We start from the raw sequence: 14066 nt of genomic DNA, 5'->3' as shown, positions 1-14066 counted from the left end.
AAAAATCAACCGACATTACTAACTGAAGGTTGTATCTAATACTGGGGGCAGGTCAAATCAGTTACTGCAAATCCGCTCATTACTGGTGGCACAACAAAATGCAGCTACAACCCTAGCGCAAGCTCAGGCTGATAAAGAAGCCCAACAAATAGCCGCTGATGAGAAAGTATTAGCTGGACAGAATACACCAAGCCCAAAGCGAATATGGTGAGGACCAATTGAATGAAAAATAAAATTACGATGGTTTTTATTCTAATCACTTCACTGACTCTTTGTTCTTGCGAAAAAAACGATAAAGATTGCTCAACAATGCCAGATAATAAATTAGATACGCATAAATACGATAATTGTGTATTGCGTAGTAATAATAATCCAAGTCCTAAAAGAGAATGGTAATTATGAAAATAGTAAGCAAGCTCACCTTTTTAGGTATCATAGTTTTATTTTCTTTTAATGCCTATGCTGGTCAGTTAGATAGTGGCGGGTTGCTTGATACATTGTTAGATAAGTTTCAACAAGTGGCTAGCACATGGACAACAGTAATTGGCGATTATGCGAATTGGCTCTTTTGGGGGCTGGTATTAATAAGTATGGTTTGGACATTTAGCATGATGGCGCTGCAAGGGGAGGGGCTGACTGGGGTACTTGCAGAAATGGTTCGTTTCTTTGCCGTCATTGGTTTTTTTTATTATCTTTTAATAAACGGTCCAGCTATATCTCAATCAATAATTAATTCAATGAGACAACTTGCAGCAAACGCTCTGGGAATAGGTACTGGTATATCACCCTCAAGCATAGTTGATATGGCGTTTGTGATACTGTCCAAGGTTAGTTCAGCCGCATCAATTTGGTCGCCAATGATATCCACCATTATGATAACAGTCGCGATAATTGTTTTGATAGTGATGGCCCTCATAGCGATAAACATGCTAATCATTTTAGTTTCTGCATGGGTATTGTGTTATGCGGGAGTTATATTGCTTGGGTTTGGTGGCTCGAAGTGGACCTCTGACATAGCAATAAATTACCTACGGACTGTTTTATCGATTGGTGTTCAATTATTCACGATGACAATAATCATTGGTATTGGACAATCATTTATAGATCAGTACTTTTCTATTATTGGAAATGATATTCCTGACCTTAATAGTCTTATTGTTTTACTCCTGGCGTCAATCATTCTTTTAGTATTGACTAATAAATTACCGTTGTTGTTATCTGGCATTGTCGGAGGAGCATCCTTACAAGGTATTGGTGGGTTTGGGGCCGGTATGATTACGGGCGCTGCTACTACTGCGATTAGTGGTGCTGGAACGATGGCAATGAGCACTACAGCTCAAGTTAGTGGTGGGGTTTCTGCATTAAAAGCCGCTTTCGAATCTGCACAAACGGCAATGGCCGAAGAATCTGGATCTGCCGGTGGTTCAGGTGGAGGATTTGGCGGTGGTGAAGATACTGGGTCTGTAAACACGTCGGCAGACCAGTCATCTCATAAAGGTAGCTCCAGTGGAGGAAGCGAAGGTTTTGCTGCATCGTTCTCGCGTGCTGGACGCATGGCAAGACATATGGGAAGCAGTATGGTTAATGGAGCTGCTGAGTACCAGACAATGAAGCAAAACAGCAATTCTTCTGGTGCTCATCAGACTATTGGAGAAGAGTTGGCGACTCAGATACGTAAACAAACAGCTACTCGTCGGGATAACCGCGAACATGATGATTTTGCCGGAGATAGCTTATCCGGCAATAATAAATCTTGAATTAAGGACGTCAGTTTACGGGGAAACGCGAACTGACGCTTTCACTGAGCAAACTCTACTCCTGCTACTCAAAGGAAAAATCATGTCCAAAACTCCCAATTCACTATTACGCATTGAGGGCTTTCGTAAAGCAGAGGCTTCCTTGAGACTCGAAGGAAAGGACCCCAATGGTACGCCGCTCTATGAGTCCATTAAGGCACGTATTATTTCAGGTGAGCTGACGTATGAGCAGGGGCGTTCTGAGATTCTTGCCTATTACACAAAAGCAGAGAACGCTGGGCCTGTGACAGTGGGAAAAATGCTGACAAAGGAATTCTTAAAACCACTGAACATGTCTCATGATGCTTTAGGGGAAGCTATGGGGATTTCTCGGCAGGATGTTGAAAATATCATCTGCGGTATACGTCGTCTTAGTGACGATGAGGCCCGCGCTCTTGCTGACATATTTGGAACTGATGAGGACTTCTTGCGCAATCTACAAATGCTGCAAGATCGCACAGTAAAACGACGTAAGTAATTAATATATTAATATCTTATAATTTATCATATTAGTAGCCCCTCAAATCTCATGGAGTTCGACCATTTTGCGAACCCTTTCAGCAGAGCAAAGTTTTTGTCAGAAACTGGCAGCGTTTCAAGATCTATTCAAAAAACTGCTAGTTGATTGATACTTTCGACCCACTCCCCGTTGATTAATACACCACTCTGTTAGGTTGACAATAATTTAGCGTCAGGATAGCTTGGGAAAATGGGAAGCTGCAAATTGTCCTCGTCTTTTAGGGGGAAATCGGCAGGAAACTAGAAGGGGAAGTTGAGTGTACCGGAGAATAAATAATCATTCAGTGCGCGATGAAGAATACGCAAGATGATTCGCTCCCGACGGGTGACATTGCAACCACTCAATGCTTGGCTTGTACCCCAGCCTTTGACCAGCGTAAACAGTAAATATGAACTACGCGTGTGGCGAGAGGTTAATGCTAATTTTGGAGCGCTGCGCGACGAACTGGTTGCTTATGCTCAAGAAGCTCTTGACGATGCCCGGAGCCGCATACGTAAGGGTTTCGAAGATCACCTTTCCCCTTTTTCAGATCGGGTTGACGACCCAGCAGTACATTATCCAGCGATGCTCAATCGCATCACCTTGCAAGGCTATCTCGGCGAAACTTTGGCTGGTCTTGCGGTTGAACATTTTGGTGCCTTGGGAGAGAAGGACTGGCATGTACCTGCCTTTCTATTTCGTTTCCACGACCAAGAATTCCAGCATCTCGATCTCATTAACGAGCGCATCATTATGGGCGAATCGCACGATCCCGATGCCGAGGCTGAAAAACGTCCGGGGCGTACTGGAGACGATGCCTTGGCTTTTCAACTCGACGGAGAAGGCAAGATCACCCACGTTCTCGCGCTTGAGGCAAAGTGCTTGGCTGTCAGCAATTCCGCAATTATTGCCGATGCTCACGGCAAGCTTGCTGCTGGAACCCGGCGTCCCAGCGGTATTCGCGAATTGATTAATTTACTGTCGGACTATGAAAATAATGAGGCCCAGGCATGGGTAGCACGCTTGCTCGAACTTTATCGGGACGGCTTCAAAACTGTTAAACGTAGTGACGGACTTGCCTATACTGTTGGAAATTCCCCGATTAAACCAAAGACACGGCTAAGCTGGCTGCAGGCTGATGCGCCACATGCGTCTTATACTGTCGACCGCCAACTTGATGCTATGGAGTTCCAACTCACGGAACTTAAAGTGCTTGTCGACACACTCTATCGGGGGGCTTGATGCCAAGCGACGCCGTACTCAAAATAGCAGAACAGGTCAGGGCTAATTTAGCCAGCTCAACACTATCGCCGCAGCAAGCAAAACTTTACAGCCAGCGTGTCCGCCGCGACATGGGGGCTGATGGCCTAAAATCGTTCACTGCATCAGAACTCGCCTTACGGATCGATGAAGCATGCTTATTACTCGATACTGCCTGGCTTGAACGAACTGTCGATGATGGTCGAGCTTGGACGGCTGCGGTTAAGCGCGCCGCTGAAGTTCTAGAATGGGTTTCTCACGCAGCTCTAAAGCCTGTAGATGCTCCGTTCCACCTTCTTTCAGCGGCCGCTTATCAAGTGGCAGGCTATCCAGCGATGGCTTTAGGGCATCTGCGTATGATGCCAGCGGTCGAGAAATCTTCCAAAATTCTGTGCGAGTTTTTGCGCGGTGATTTCGATGCGGCATTAACTGCCGTTCAGTCGTTCTGGAAAGAACAGCACAAACTTGGAGAAGACTCGGCTCTGCGAAACGTTGGAGCCGATGAGGGTAAGCAAGACGACAGCGAACGGCTTGTAGATTTTGAGGTCTTGACCGTCCGCCACGTCATTATGTGCATAGGTACTATTTGTTCCTATCTCCGCACTGGCGAGACAGCATTGGTCGATCGTGCTTTAGTCAAACTCGATGGATTGGCACAGAATTATTTGCATAGCCGAGATCCCTATTCTTACCTTCTAGCGCGGCTCTGCGCAGGAGCAGCTCATCGCTTCATAGATTCAAGCCTATGGCCTCACGTCGAAAGACTTGCTGATGAGGTGAACACGCGCACTCGCGTCGCGTTGACTCAATTTGCACGAGCGGCCTTCGTCAATAGCCGCGCTTTAGTATGGCCAGCGCAACGGGCCGGTATCGATCGGCTAGCGGCTAACAACAGCTTCGTACTTTGCACGCCTACTGGATCTGGAAAGACAACTATCGCCACTCTTGGCGCAGTTCAAGGTCTTTTCTTAACGCCGTCTAATCTGCTTGTTGCAGAAAATATTGTGCTTTACCTTGTACCTTCGCGTGCTCTAGCTGCCGAAGTCGAAACTCGTTTTACCGAAGACCTGCGAGACATAGCAGCGGAGCCGGTGGTTGTCACCGGGCTTTACGGCGGGGCTGATTGGGGACCTACTGACGCTTGGGTACAAGTCAATCAGCCAACTGTCGTCATCTGCACCTTTGAAAAGGCCGATGCCTTGTTGCGCTATCTTGGCACGTTATTCCTCGATCGCGTGCGTCTCGTTGTGATTGATGAAGCGCATATGGTCGAGCAGGATCCTAATCGCCCGGACTCTATCACAGATAATACATCTCGCGCTCTCAGGCTTGAGCAGCTTAGTACCCGTCTGCTGCGTGCTCAGGACAACAAGGGCTTCCGCATCATCGCGCTCTCAGCGGTTGCCGCTAAGGCCGCACCGGCAATTGCATCCTGGCTGTCGAGTGACGTAGGCGGCGGTCCTGTCAGTTCAACCTATCGCAGTACTCGGCAGATGCTAGGTCGCCTTGAGGTCGCGCGGAGCGGCCGGTTTAACATCCGCTACGATCTGATGGATGGCCGTACTCTTGAGTTCGAGGATGAACGTACCACTGATGGTCCGTATGTCCCCAATCCTTTTCCAGCGGTTCCTGGTGGAGTTGATAGCAATCTAGGTGTCGAGAAGTCTCTAAGAGGGCCGACGCTCTGGGCCGCCCTTCATCTTGCTGCCGAGCGGCCAGATGGCACCCGGCCGACTGTGATGATCTCTTTGACGCAGAACGTCAGTTCTTTTGCTGAGAATTGCGCCGATCTGCTCGAAGGTTGGATCAAGGCAGAAGAATCTCTACCCAATTACTGGTCTGCTGCCGACGACGACCCGCATTGGCAACGTTGCCTAGCCGCAGCGGAGGACTATTTTACGACAGAGTCCTTTGAGTATCGCCTACTGGTCCGTGGGGTCGCAGTTCATCACGGTCGGATGCCGGGGCTTCTGGCTCGGCGACTAAAGGTAGCGATCGATCGTGGTAATGTTCGTGTGGTAATCGCGACCTCCACCCTTTCTGAAGGGGTGAATATTCCCATAAATACTCTGCTGATCCCGAGTGTGCATCGTTCTGCTAACGTCTTCACGACCAATGAATTCTCGAATCTCATTGGTCGTGCCGGACGCCCGGGCGTCGCAACCGAAGGCAATGCTCTCGTCGTATTGCCCGAGCGTGAATATCGCAAACGTAGCCGCGAATATGTCTGGAACCGTTCTTGGGAGGGGTATGAAAATCTCATCAATGAGTTGAAGGAAGCGACCGAACTTGCCTCTTCCGGGAAACTGTCGGTTGAAGAGGGGACTGCAAATAGTGCGCTTGCCATGTTGCTGGATCATCTGCGCAATGCGTGGAGAACTTTAAGCGGCAGCGACGATGACGATAAATTTGCCGAATGGCTTGAGAGAACTGCGGTTAGCAATGAAGAAGGAGATAAAGATGACAGCAAGAAACTGTTGGATACGCTCGACGGATTGCTAATAACAGTGCTTCAAGAAATCGAACATATACACAACGTGGATCTAAGCACCGCCGAACTCGAAACCGAATTGTTAGCACTATGGCGGCGGACGTACGCCTGCGTCGCAGCGCACGAGGAACAGCGTTTGGCACAGACTTGGCTTCAGCGAGGGTTAGCTATATCGACCCTATATCCCGACGCGAATCGTCGTCGCCAGCTCTATAAGACAAGTCTACCGCCGCGCTCGGGTTCGCTCCTTCTCGACCGCGTCGACGACATACACGCAATCTTAGCAGGCGGCATCAATTATGCTGATTGGTCGCTTGAGCAACAATTCCAATTCATCCGTGCGGTCATTGCTCTGCTGGGTGAAGTGCCGGCATTCCGTATTTCGACCAAGTTTGGACGGATGCGTAAGCCATTTAAAGATTGGGAGAAATTGCTCAGGTGGTGGCTTTTCAAAACCTCTCTCAATAAACAGCCCAAGCCAAAAGAGCTTGGAAATTGGTTCGCCTTTGTCGCAGAAAACTTCATCTATCGTGGCAATTGGGGATTAGGCAGTCTAATTGGTGTATTGATGGATAAAGGCGATGCTGCTGGTCCGGTTAACGCACTCACTATGGACGACTGGCCAAGGAGCGGGCTGCCGTGGATAGGTTTTTGGCTTAAGGAACTTATTAGTTGGGGCACGCTTGATCCGGTCGCCGCATTTTTGTTGGCGCGCGGCAATGCTCGCGATCGTGTGCAAGCAGAAACAGACGCGCAGGTTTATTATGCACAGCTAGCAGTTGACACCGCACCAAATGATAAGTTAGATCCTCGTCGTATTAGGAATTGGGTCGAAAAACGTCAGGTACCAGTTCCGATGCGAAGAGAACTGCGTGAGATTAAGTTTGAGGTGTTACTGGAACGGCCTGCAGAGGACTACCTTTCGCGCCAACTAAGTGTAATGCCGTTAATAACAGCCGAGCACCTCAGTTGGATCGATCCCGCTGGATATGTAGTTGCAAATTGTAAACGTCCAGTTGATTGGGACGAACAATCATCTCACTTCCGCTTCGAGCTGTCCGTAGACAAGCGGCAAGTTACCGGTGAACCCTATCTCCCGCATCGACGTGATTTACCTTGAGGATTTAAATGGAGATTGAATCGCTACGGATAATCTAGACACTTCCGAGCCGCTGTATGAGGTCAGTCCAATGTCTTTGGAAACGTTGAAGCATTCTTTTTTTGCATAAGCGCTGCGATGAAGGTAGGGGCCAGTGGAACTCAATACGTTAAAAAAACAGCTACAAGAACACCTAGGGGATGGGCTAGTTTTAATTGTAGGTTCTGGATTGTCCTGTGCAGAGGGGGTGCCTGGAATGGCTACACTTGGACACCATCTAGTCACCCATATTCCTGCCAGCCTTTCCCCAGAAGACACTAAGCTTTGGGAAGATATCCACCCACTTATTGAAAAGGATGGCCTTGAAGCGGCTTTGCTGAAGTATGCGCCATCGGCATCCCTTGAAGCGGCCATTGTGCAGAGCACTGGTGAGTTCATTGCCAACGCTGAAGCCAATATTATCTCAGAGGTCTTTAATAAATCTAGGACGCTTCGGCTAACTAAGTTGATTCCGCATTTGTTGAAGCCAGATGCGGGTATACCAATTGTGACGACAAACTATGATCGTCTTGCCGAGCTCGCATGTGAGGAAGCTGGTTTAGGTGTCGACACCATGTTCTGTGGCCATTTTGCCGCGCGGCTTGAGCCGCAGGATAGCTATTGGAGTTTTTGCCGTAGTGTGAAATTGGTGGGTAGGAACGTGCGCTACAAGTTCGCAATGAAGGCGAATGTCTTCAAGCCACATGGCAGCCTTGATTGGTACCATCGTGAGGGCAATCCGGTTCGCTACGCTGGGGCATTGCCGCTCCCGCGCCTTATTATTACACCGGGATTAAACAAATTCCGGAGCGGATATGAGAGCCCTTTCGACAAACATCGAGAAAAGGCAAATGATGCTATAGACAAGGCGCGCCGCTTCCTCATTATCGGCTACGGTTTCAATGATGACCATTTGGAAACCCATCTCACGCCCCGCATTAAATCAGGTGTGAAAACGGTAATTTTAACTTTCGCGCTCTCTCCTAAAGCACGAGATATAGCCTTAGAAAACAAGAACGTGATAGCTGCTGAGTTTCGCGAAGAGGCTGGAACCTCAGGCGCATGCTTCATTGTCGATGGATTAGAGATATTCTACCCCGGTGTTGACTACTGGGACCTCGATGGATTTGTGAAGGGAGTTTTATCAGCATGACAAGCCCGGCGCTCGTGTTTACAGACAATGATCAAATCGGTCGTGTGGCTGGCGTTGACACCAGTCGCGTGGCTATCGACGTCACAAATTCTGAGATGCTTACGCGTGTGGGTATCGGTCAGCTTATCGCTATCAAGGGGGCGACCCAGGCTGAATTCTTAATCGGAATGACAGACCGCGTTACTCGTTCCCTTCGTGAAGAGCTTCCTGATCCCGAAGGCGGTGAATTCGCAACATTGACGGTTTCGCCTACTGATCATATGCAGGCCTTCATCATCGGCACTTATCGGACGGTTGATGGTGAAAAGTCTGATACCTTCAAACGCGGCGCTGATAGCTTTCCACAGATTGATCGGGACTGCTTTTTAATCGAGGGTGGCAACCTGCAGCGTTTTATGGGAATTCTGGGAGCAGGATTATCTGACGAAGAACGATTGAAGCTTGGGACCTTCGTTGCTGATCGTAGTGCCGAAGCAATCGCTAGTGGGGACAGATTCTTCCAACGACATGCCGCTATTCTTGGAAGTACTGGGTCTGGCAAAAGCTGGGCAGTCGCCCTGATTCTTGAACGTGCGGCCAAGCTGAATTTCCCTAACATCGTCGTGTTTGATATGCACGGTGAATATGCACCTCTGGCTGACAAGGACAACGGAGGGTTTGCACAACGCTTTCGCATCGCCGGTCCAGGCGATCTTTCCGCTCCGAAGGACGACACACTATTTCTACCTTACTGGCTGCTAAACCGCGACGAGATGCTATCGATGATTCTAGATCGCAGCGACCAGAACGCTCCTAACCAAGCATCTCGTTTCACTCTCCACGTTCGAAATCTTAAGGGGGCAACTCTAGATTTGTCCGGCAAGGACAAGGTCAAGGAGACCTTCACGGTGGATTCGCCGATCCCATATGCTATTTCTGATTTGGTTGACCATCTGAAGACGGACAATACCACTAAAGGCGTAGGTAAAGGGGGGGCTCCAGTTAAAGGGGATTGGGAAGACAAGCTGACACGCTTTATATCCCGACTGGAGGCGAAACTCGATGATCGCCGTTATGGATTTATGTTCTCACCACCGCCGGAAGCGCTCGATTATGGATGGCTCGCTAAGCAGATCATTAAATTGCTACGAGCCGATTCCGGCAATGGCATAAAAATAATCGACTTCTCCGAAGTTCCGGCCGATGTGCTCCCTGTCGTCACCGGTACATTAGCTCGTCTCTTATACGATGTGCAGTTTTGGATGAGCGCAGATGCGCGCACTCCAGTTACCCTGCTTTGCGATGAGGCACATCTCTACTTGCCGGTGAAAGATGATGCTGATGCCGTTCAGAGACAGGCACTATGGTCGTTCGAGCGCATCGCGAAGGAAGGGCGAAAGTACGGATTCTCCTTGCTCGTTGTAAGCCAGCGACCGTCTGACGTCAGCCGGACAATTCTCTCCCAATGCAACAATTTCTTGGCCCTTAGGCTGACGAACGACAGTGACCAGAACGTTATCAAGAGGCTGATGCCGGATTCTCTAGTCGGTTTGACGGCGATGCTACCACTCCTTGATACAGGGGAGGCGCTGCTGTTGGGTGATGCGGTACTTCTTCCGACGCGGATCAAACTTGATCGGCCTCGAGTGAAGCCCGACAGTGCGACGCGAGATTTTTGGAGGGAATGGGGTTCCCTTATGCCTGATGAAAAGTTAATCGAAGCTGCGGTCGAGTGTTTGCGGAGCCAATCGCGGGCTAGCGGGTGAATGCTGAAAAGTTAAAATGGTATTTTTTATGGTATCAATCAAGCTATTTTATATAACTTGTTGATTTTAAAATGTAATGAAATTGAATTAATGATAGAGTGGGAATAAAGTCTGCTTTGATTCGAAGCCCGCTTAATTGCGGGCTTTTTCTTTCAAACGTTCTGGTGGCAAATGAAACGGCTAAATGAATCGCATAGTTAGTGAATACAAACTCACTCGTTTCGTTGCAAGATAACGAGTGATTTTTACTCATCAGGATGCCGTCGATGTTGCCTTTCAAAGCCGTAATGATCTCTTTTCTTTGCATCATCTTGCTTTCATTAGGTGCGAGTCTGGCGCAGGCAACGCGTAGCGGTGAGCTCACCTCTGAACGCGGTGGCTGGGCGTCCGCAAGGCGTGATTCTGCCGGTATCGCACCGGATCCACAGCGTTATGCGGCTGAAGCTATCGTGCAGGTTTATGCTGCGCCAACCTATGGCTGGAAGGGCGCCGTAGCGGTGCATCCATGGATTATCTTTAAACGCGCCGGTGAAACCCGCTACAACCGCTATGAAGTGATTAGCTGGGGCAGCGGCGATAAGGTGCGGCGCAACAGTAATCTCCCGGATGGCTACTGGTACGGCGCGAAGCCGCGTCTGCTGGTTGATCATCGCGGCAGTAGCGCAGAAGCGATGATTCCGCAGATCGAAGCGGCGATAAAATCCTATCCGTGGCCGACGACCTATCACGCCTGGCCTGGACCCAACAGCAATACTTTTATGGCGCATATTGGCCGCGAGGTACCGGCGTTGAAGCTGGATCTACCGGCTAACGCGCTCGGCAAAGATTATCGCTCGCTGCTTAATCCGGTGGGTTTACCGCCGTCAGGTCGCGGCGTGCAGCTTTCGCTACTGGGTGTGTTGGGTGTGACAGTTGGCGCGGAAGAGGGGCTGGAAGTGAACTTACTGGGATTAAACATGGGCCTGGATTTCACACCGTTCAGGCTGCGTCTGCCGTTTATTGGCGGCATCGGGCAGGACAATGTACAGCGCGACAATCCCTAAAAATGGCCCCGATTTGGGGCCGTTTTTTTAGCAGACGCCAAAATCGCCGTCTTCGTGATACGGATTTACGGTATCGGCTCTGACTTCAATTTCGCGCTTGATGTGATCGTCAACACGAGCGCACCACAGCATATCGCCTTCCACGCGCAGCACCTGCATCTTTGGGCCACCGGTCTTAGACTGCACAAAATCATCCACGTTAAACATGCTTCTTCTCCATCAGGTCAGTGTTAACAACAGAGTCTATATGCACTTCATGGGCTGTGCGCTTGATTTTGTGCGCTGTCTTCCAGCACAAAACACAAGCACAGCTCGTTGAGACCGTTCTGGTTATTTACCGCAGCATTCACCGCTGAAATAGTATCGAATTATTCTATGGTTGTCAGTTGACAACTTGGTGCGGTGAGCATAAGGTAACCAGCGATGTCAGACAGGAAGCGGCATCCGCATAAAGCGGTAGAAGAAGCGTTGCGGTATGCGGAAGCGAGAGGTTGGAAAATTGCAATCGGCGGCCACCATGCGTGGGGCAAGATGTACTGCCCCGATAACTCGGCAGAGTGTCGATGTGGGGATTACTGTATTACCTGCATCTGGAGCACGCCAAAAAATCCTGAAACGCATGCCAAATTACTACGGCGCGTGGTGGATAACTGCAGTGAAAGTCCTAAGCGGATTAAGTGACGGGGAGTGAAACATGGAATTTGAGTTTACGCTGCGTTTTCAGCTTAACGATGAAATCGACACTGATGAAGCGCTTGAGCGTCTCGGCTCGCAAGGTTGCGATGATGCGTTAATTGGCGCGGGTGTGGCGGGAAAATTAAGCATGACGTTCAGCCGGGAAGCCAGCACTGCACAGGATGCGGTGCGCAGCGCGTTATATGATGTTTTTCAGGCATTGCCAGATGCTGAACTGATCGAGGCCGCGCCGGATTTAGTCGGGCTGACCGATATTGCAGAGTTGATAGGTGTTTCGCGGCAGAACATGCGTAAGCTAATGCTGAGCCACAGCCCGCAGTTTCCACGCCCAATTCATGATGGAAAAACAGCGTTATGGCATTTAATTGATGTGCTGGAATGGTTAAATCAGCGTGGTTCAACGCGGGTCAATCCAGCATTGAGTGAACTGGCGCGCGCAACGTTGCAACTCAATTTACAGCAGATGCTGCAACGTTACGCACACTGTTTAAAGCCTTAATGATGCAGCAAAAAGATCGTCGCCAGCCCGAGGAAGATAAAGAATCCGCCGGTATCGGTGATGGCGGTGATCAGCACGCTGGAGCCAACGGCAGGATCGCGTTTCATCTTAGTCATGATTAACGGAATCAGCACGCCCATCAGCGCGGCCAGTAGCAGGTTCAGCACCATCGCCAGCATCATCACGCCACCGAGTTGCAGATTGTCATACATCAGCCAGGTGACGCCGCCCATAATGCCGCCCCAGAACAGGCCGTTTATTAATGCCACGCCGAGTTCACGCATGATCAGGAACGAGAAGTTACCCGGTTCAACCTGATGCAGCGCCAATGCGCGCACAATCATGGTGATGGTTTGATTGCCGGTATTGCCGCCGATGCCCGCAACGATAGGCATTAGCGCCGCCAGCGCAACCAGCTGCGATATGGTGGCTTCAAACAGGCCAATCACGCGCGAAGCGACAAACGCGGTACACAGGTTAACCGCCAGCCAGGTCCAGCGTTTGCCCACCGCTTTACGCACCGGCGCAAACACGTCTTCGCCCTGGCTGATACCACCCATTTTACGGATGTTGCTTTCATTCTCTTCGTTCACCAAATCGACCACGTCTTCAATGGTGATACGGCCAATCAGCTTACCTTGTGCATCGGTTACCGCAGCGGAGATCAGGTTATAACGTTCGAACGCACTGGCGGCGTCTTCCGCTTTGTCGTTGAGTTGAAACGTAGTGGGATGCGGATTCATCACTTCGGCGACCAGCATCTTCGGTTTGTTGAGCAGAATATCCGTGAGCGTGAGTTCGCCCTGCAGTTGGTTCTGTTCATCGGTGATAAAGATCTTATCGGTGCCGTCAGGCATTTTTTTGCCTTTACGCAGATAGCGCTGCACCGTGGCTAAGGTTACGTCAGAGCGTACCGTCAGGATGTTGAAATCCATGATCTGCCCGACGCGGTCGCGATCCAGTTCGATCACACTCATCAACCGTGCGCGCAGGCTTGGCTCAAGAGTGGTGAGCAGACGCCCAGTTAAATCGCGCGGCAAGTAGCGCGCCAGATATACCTGATCGTCGATATCCAGCGGCTCAATGGCGCGCAGAATATCGCGATCAGACATTTCTTCCGTCAGGCTGGCCCAAACGGTTTCTGAAGCCTCAACCAGCACATGGCCGCGCTGTGCCGTCGGCACTAAACGCCACAGCGCCTGACGCTCTTCTTCCGGCAAGGCTTCGAGGATGTCGGCCAAATCCGCGGCGTGTAATTGCTGCAGCTCACGCTCTAATTCATGACGCCAGTCGGTGATATCACGCAGTTCACCCGCATTAAGATCGACGGATTTATCCAGCAGAACATCAACCAGATCATGCTCGTTGAGCAGCAGGTTCAGGATGTGATGGCGGGTTTCAGCTAATTTTTGTGAATGCGAAGCAGACATAACGCGTTCCTTGTGTCTGTAAAGTCAGCTCACAGTGTAGCGCGTTGCGGGTAACAGGACGTAAAAAGCAGCATTGTCTCAAAGGACAATGTTTAGCAGCGACAGGCGACCCGCAATGTTTTAGCGCGAATCACTGGTGCTCAGCGTGACCGGTTCAGGGATGGCTTTCTTTTGCTGATGATGCTCGATGGCACCGGGAATGATGAAAAGCAGGCGGCCAAACAAAATTAAGAAGCTGACCAGTAATACCACGCGGGTCATGGTACCGGTTTTGGGACGTCTTCGTGCAGAGATAGCGCTGTTCACGCGGGGTGGT

At 50.0% G+C, this 14066-nt stretch carries 13 protein-coding genes and 1 pseudogene; 11 read left to right on the top strand and 3 right to left on the bottom strand.

Going from position 1 to position 14066, the window contains the following annotated elements; genetic code table 11:
- Nucleotides 1–49: 49 nt before the first annotated feature.
- From RTM06_RS09165 to RTM06_RS09125, 9 genes and pseudogenes are all read left to right on the top strand, one after another.
- Nucleotides 50–211, top strand: a pseudogene (locus RTM06_RS09165) (conjugal transfer protein TrbJ); the annotation flags it as partial.
- Nucleotides 212–222: 11 nt separating this feature from the next.
- The gene (locus RTM06_RS09160; protein WP_312181589.1) at nucleotides 223–396 is read left to right on the top strand and encodes a hypothetical protein; all 174 of its coding nucleotides are present in this window, start codon (nucleotides 223–225) and stop codon (nucleotides 394–396) included.
- 2 nt (nucleotides 397–398) lie between these two features.
- Complete coding sequence (gene trbL / locus RTM06_RS09155) at nucleotides 399–1757, top strand: P-type conjugative transfer protein TrbL (RefSeq protein WP_312181587.1); 1359 nt, start codon at nucleotides 399–401, stop codon at nucleotides 1755–1757.
- Between the two features lie 82 nt (nucleotides 1758–1839).
- Entirely contained in the window at nucleotides 1840–2274 is a 435-nt protein-coding gene (locus RTM06_RS09150; RefSeq protein WP_312181585.1) for a HigA family addiction module antitoxin, read from the top strand.
- Nucleotides 2275–2622: 348 nt separating this feature from the next.
- Nucleotides 2623–3537: a hypothetical protein gene (locus RTM06_RS09145; protein ID WP_312181583.1), complete on the top strand. Its 915-nt coding sequence runs from the start codon at nucleotides 2623–2625 to the stop codon at nucleotides 3535–3537.
- Entirely contained in the window at nucleotides 3537–7166 is a 3630-nt protein-coding gene (locus RTM06_RS09140; protein ID WP_312181581.1) for a DEAD/DEAH box helicase, read from the top strand. The genes RTM06_RS09145 and RTM06_RS09140 overlap by 1 nt, the downstream gene beginning before the upstream one ends.
- 133 nt (nucleotides 7167–7299) lie before the next feature.
- Nucleotides 7300–8337, top strand: a complete 1038-nt coding sequence (locus tag RTM06_RS09135; protein ID WP_312181579.1) for an SIR2 family protein — start codon at nucleotides 7300–7302, stop codon at nucleotides 8335–8337.
- On the top strand, nucleotides 8334–10082 hold the full coding sequence (locus RTM06_RS09130) for an ATP-binding protein (protein WP_312181578.1): 1749 nt from the start codon (nucleotides 8334–8336) through the stop codon (nucleotides 10080–10082). The genes RTM06_RS09135 and RTM06_RS09130 overlap by 4 nt, the downstream gene beginning before the upstream one ends.
- A 266-nt stretch (nucleotides 10083–10348) precedes the next feature.
- Complete coding sequence (locus tag RTM06_RS09125; protein ID WP_265300221.1) at nucleotides 10349–11125, top strand: DUF3750 domain-containing protein; 777 nt, start codon at nucleotides 10349–10351, stop codon at nucleotides 11123–11125.
- Between the two features lie 27 nt (nucleotides 11126–11152).
- Here the strand turns inward: RTM06_RS09125 and RTM06_RS09120 are convergent, their stop codons facing one another.
- Entirely contained in the window at nucleotides 11153–11332 is a 180-nt protein-coding gene (locus RTM06_RS09120) for a DUF2158 domain-containing protein (RefSeq protein ID WP_265300223.1), read from the bottom strand.
- Between the two features lie 216 nt (nucleotides 11333–11548).
- Here RTM06_RS09120 and RTM06_RS09115 point away from each other — a divergent pair, with 216 nt between their 5' ends.
- A complete protein-coding gene (locus RTM06_RS09115) occupies nucleotides 11549–11806 on the top strand; it encodes a hypothetical protein (protein ID WP_256697098.1) in 258 nt (85 codons plus the stop codon).
- Between the two features lie 13 nt (nucleotides 11807–11819).
- Nucleotides 11820–12320: a DNA-binding protein gene (locus tag RTM06_RS09110; RefSeq protein ID WP_312181575.1), complete on the top strand. Its 501-nt coding sequence runs from the start codon at nucleotides 11820–11822 to the stop codon at nucleotides 12318–12320.
- Here the strand turns inward: RTM06_RS09110 and mgtE are convergent.
- Both mgtE and RTM06_RS09100 read right to left on the bottom strand, forming a co-directional pair.
- Complete coding sequence (gene mgtE / locus RTM06_RS09105) at nucleotides 12317–13750, bottom strand: magnesium transporter (RefSeq protein WP_312181573.1); 1434 nt, start codon at nucleotides 13748–13750, stop codon at nucleotides 12317–12319. The genes RTM06_RS09110 and mgtE overlap by 4 nt on opposite strands.
- A 120-nt stretch (nucleotides 13751–13870) precedes the next feature.
- Nucleotides 13871–14056: a YfgG family protein gene (locus RTM06_RS09100; protein WP_008108322.1), complete on the bottom strand. Its 186-nt coding sequence runs from the start codon at nucleotides 14054–14056 to the stop codon at nucleotides 13871–13873.
- Nucleotides 14057–14066 lie beyond the last annotated feature (10 nt).

The organism is Pantoea sp. CTOTU46764, assembly GCF_031974595.1.
In the GTDB taxonomy this organism is placed as follows: domain Bacteria; phylum Pseudomonadota; class Gammaproteobacteria; order Enterobacterales; family Enterobacteriaceae; genus Pantoea; species Pantoea trifolii.
The sequence above is the reverse complement of the archived record's forward strand: the minus strand, read 5'-3'. Positions and strand labels throughout refer to the sequence as shown.

Coding starts and splice junctions, on each gene's coding strand:
- RTM06_RS09160 (WP_312181589.1), top strand. CDS start 223: ATGAAAAATAAAATTACGATGGTTTTTATTCTAATCACTTCACTGACT.
- RTM06_RS09125 (WP_265300221.1), top strand. CDS start 10,349: ATGTTGCCTTTCAAAGCCGTAATGATCTCTTTTCTTTGCATCATCTTG.
- RTM06_RS09150 (WP_312181585.1), top strand. CDS start 1,840: ATGTCCAAAACTCCCAATTCACTATTACGCATTGAGGGCTTTCGTAAA.
- RTM06_RS09130 (WP_312181578.1), top strand. CDS start 8,334: ATGACAAGCCCGGCGCTCGTGTTTACAGACAATGATCAAATCGGTCGT.
- RTM06_RS09120 (WP_265300223.1), bottom strand. CDS start 11,332: ATGTTTAACGTGGATGATTTTGTGCAGTCTAAGACCGGTGGCCCAAAG.
- RTM06_RS09110 (WP_312181575.1), top strand. CDS start 11,820: ATGGAATTTGAGTTTACGCTGCGTTTTCAGCTTAACGATGAAATCGAC.
- RTM06_RS09145 (WP_312181583.1), top strand. CDS start 2,623: ATGATTCGCTCCCGACGGGTGACATTGCAACCACTCAATGCTTGGCTT.
- RTM06_RS09140 (WP_312181581.1), top strand. CDS start 3,537: ATGCCAAGCGACGCCGTACTCAAAATAGCAGAACAGGTCAGGGCTAAT.
- trbL (WP_312181587.1), top strand. CDS start 399: ATGAAAATAGTAAGCAAGCTCACCTTTTTAGGTATCATAGTTTTATTT.
- RTM06_RS09115 (WP_256697098.1), top strand. CDS start 11,549: ATGTCAGACAGGAAGCGGCATCCGCATAAAGCGGTAGAAGAAGCGTTG.
- mgtE (WP_312181573.1), bottom strand. CDS start 13,750: ATGTCTGCTTCGCATTCACAAAAATTAGCTGAAACCCGCCATCACATC.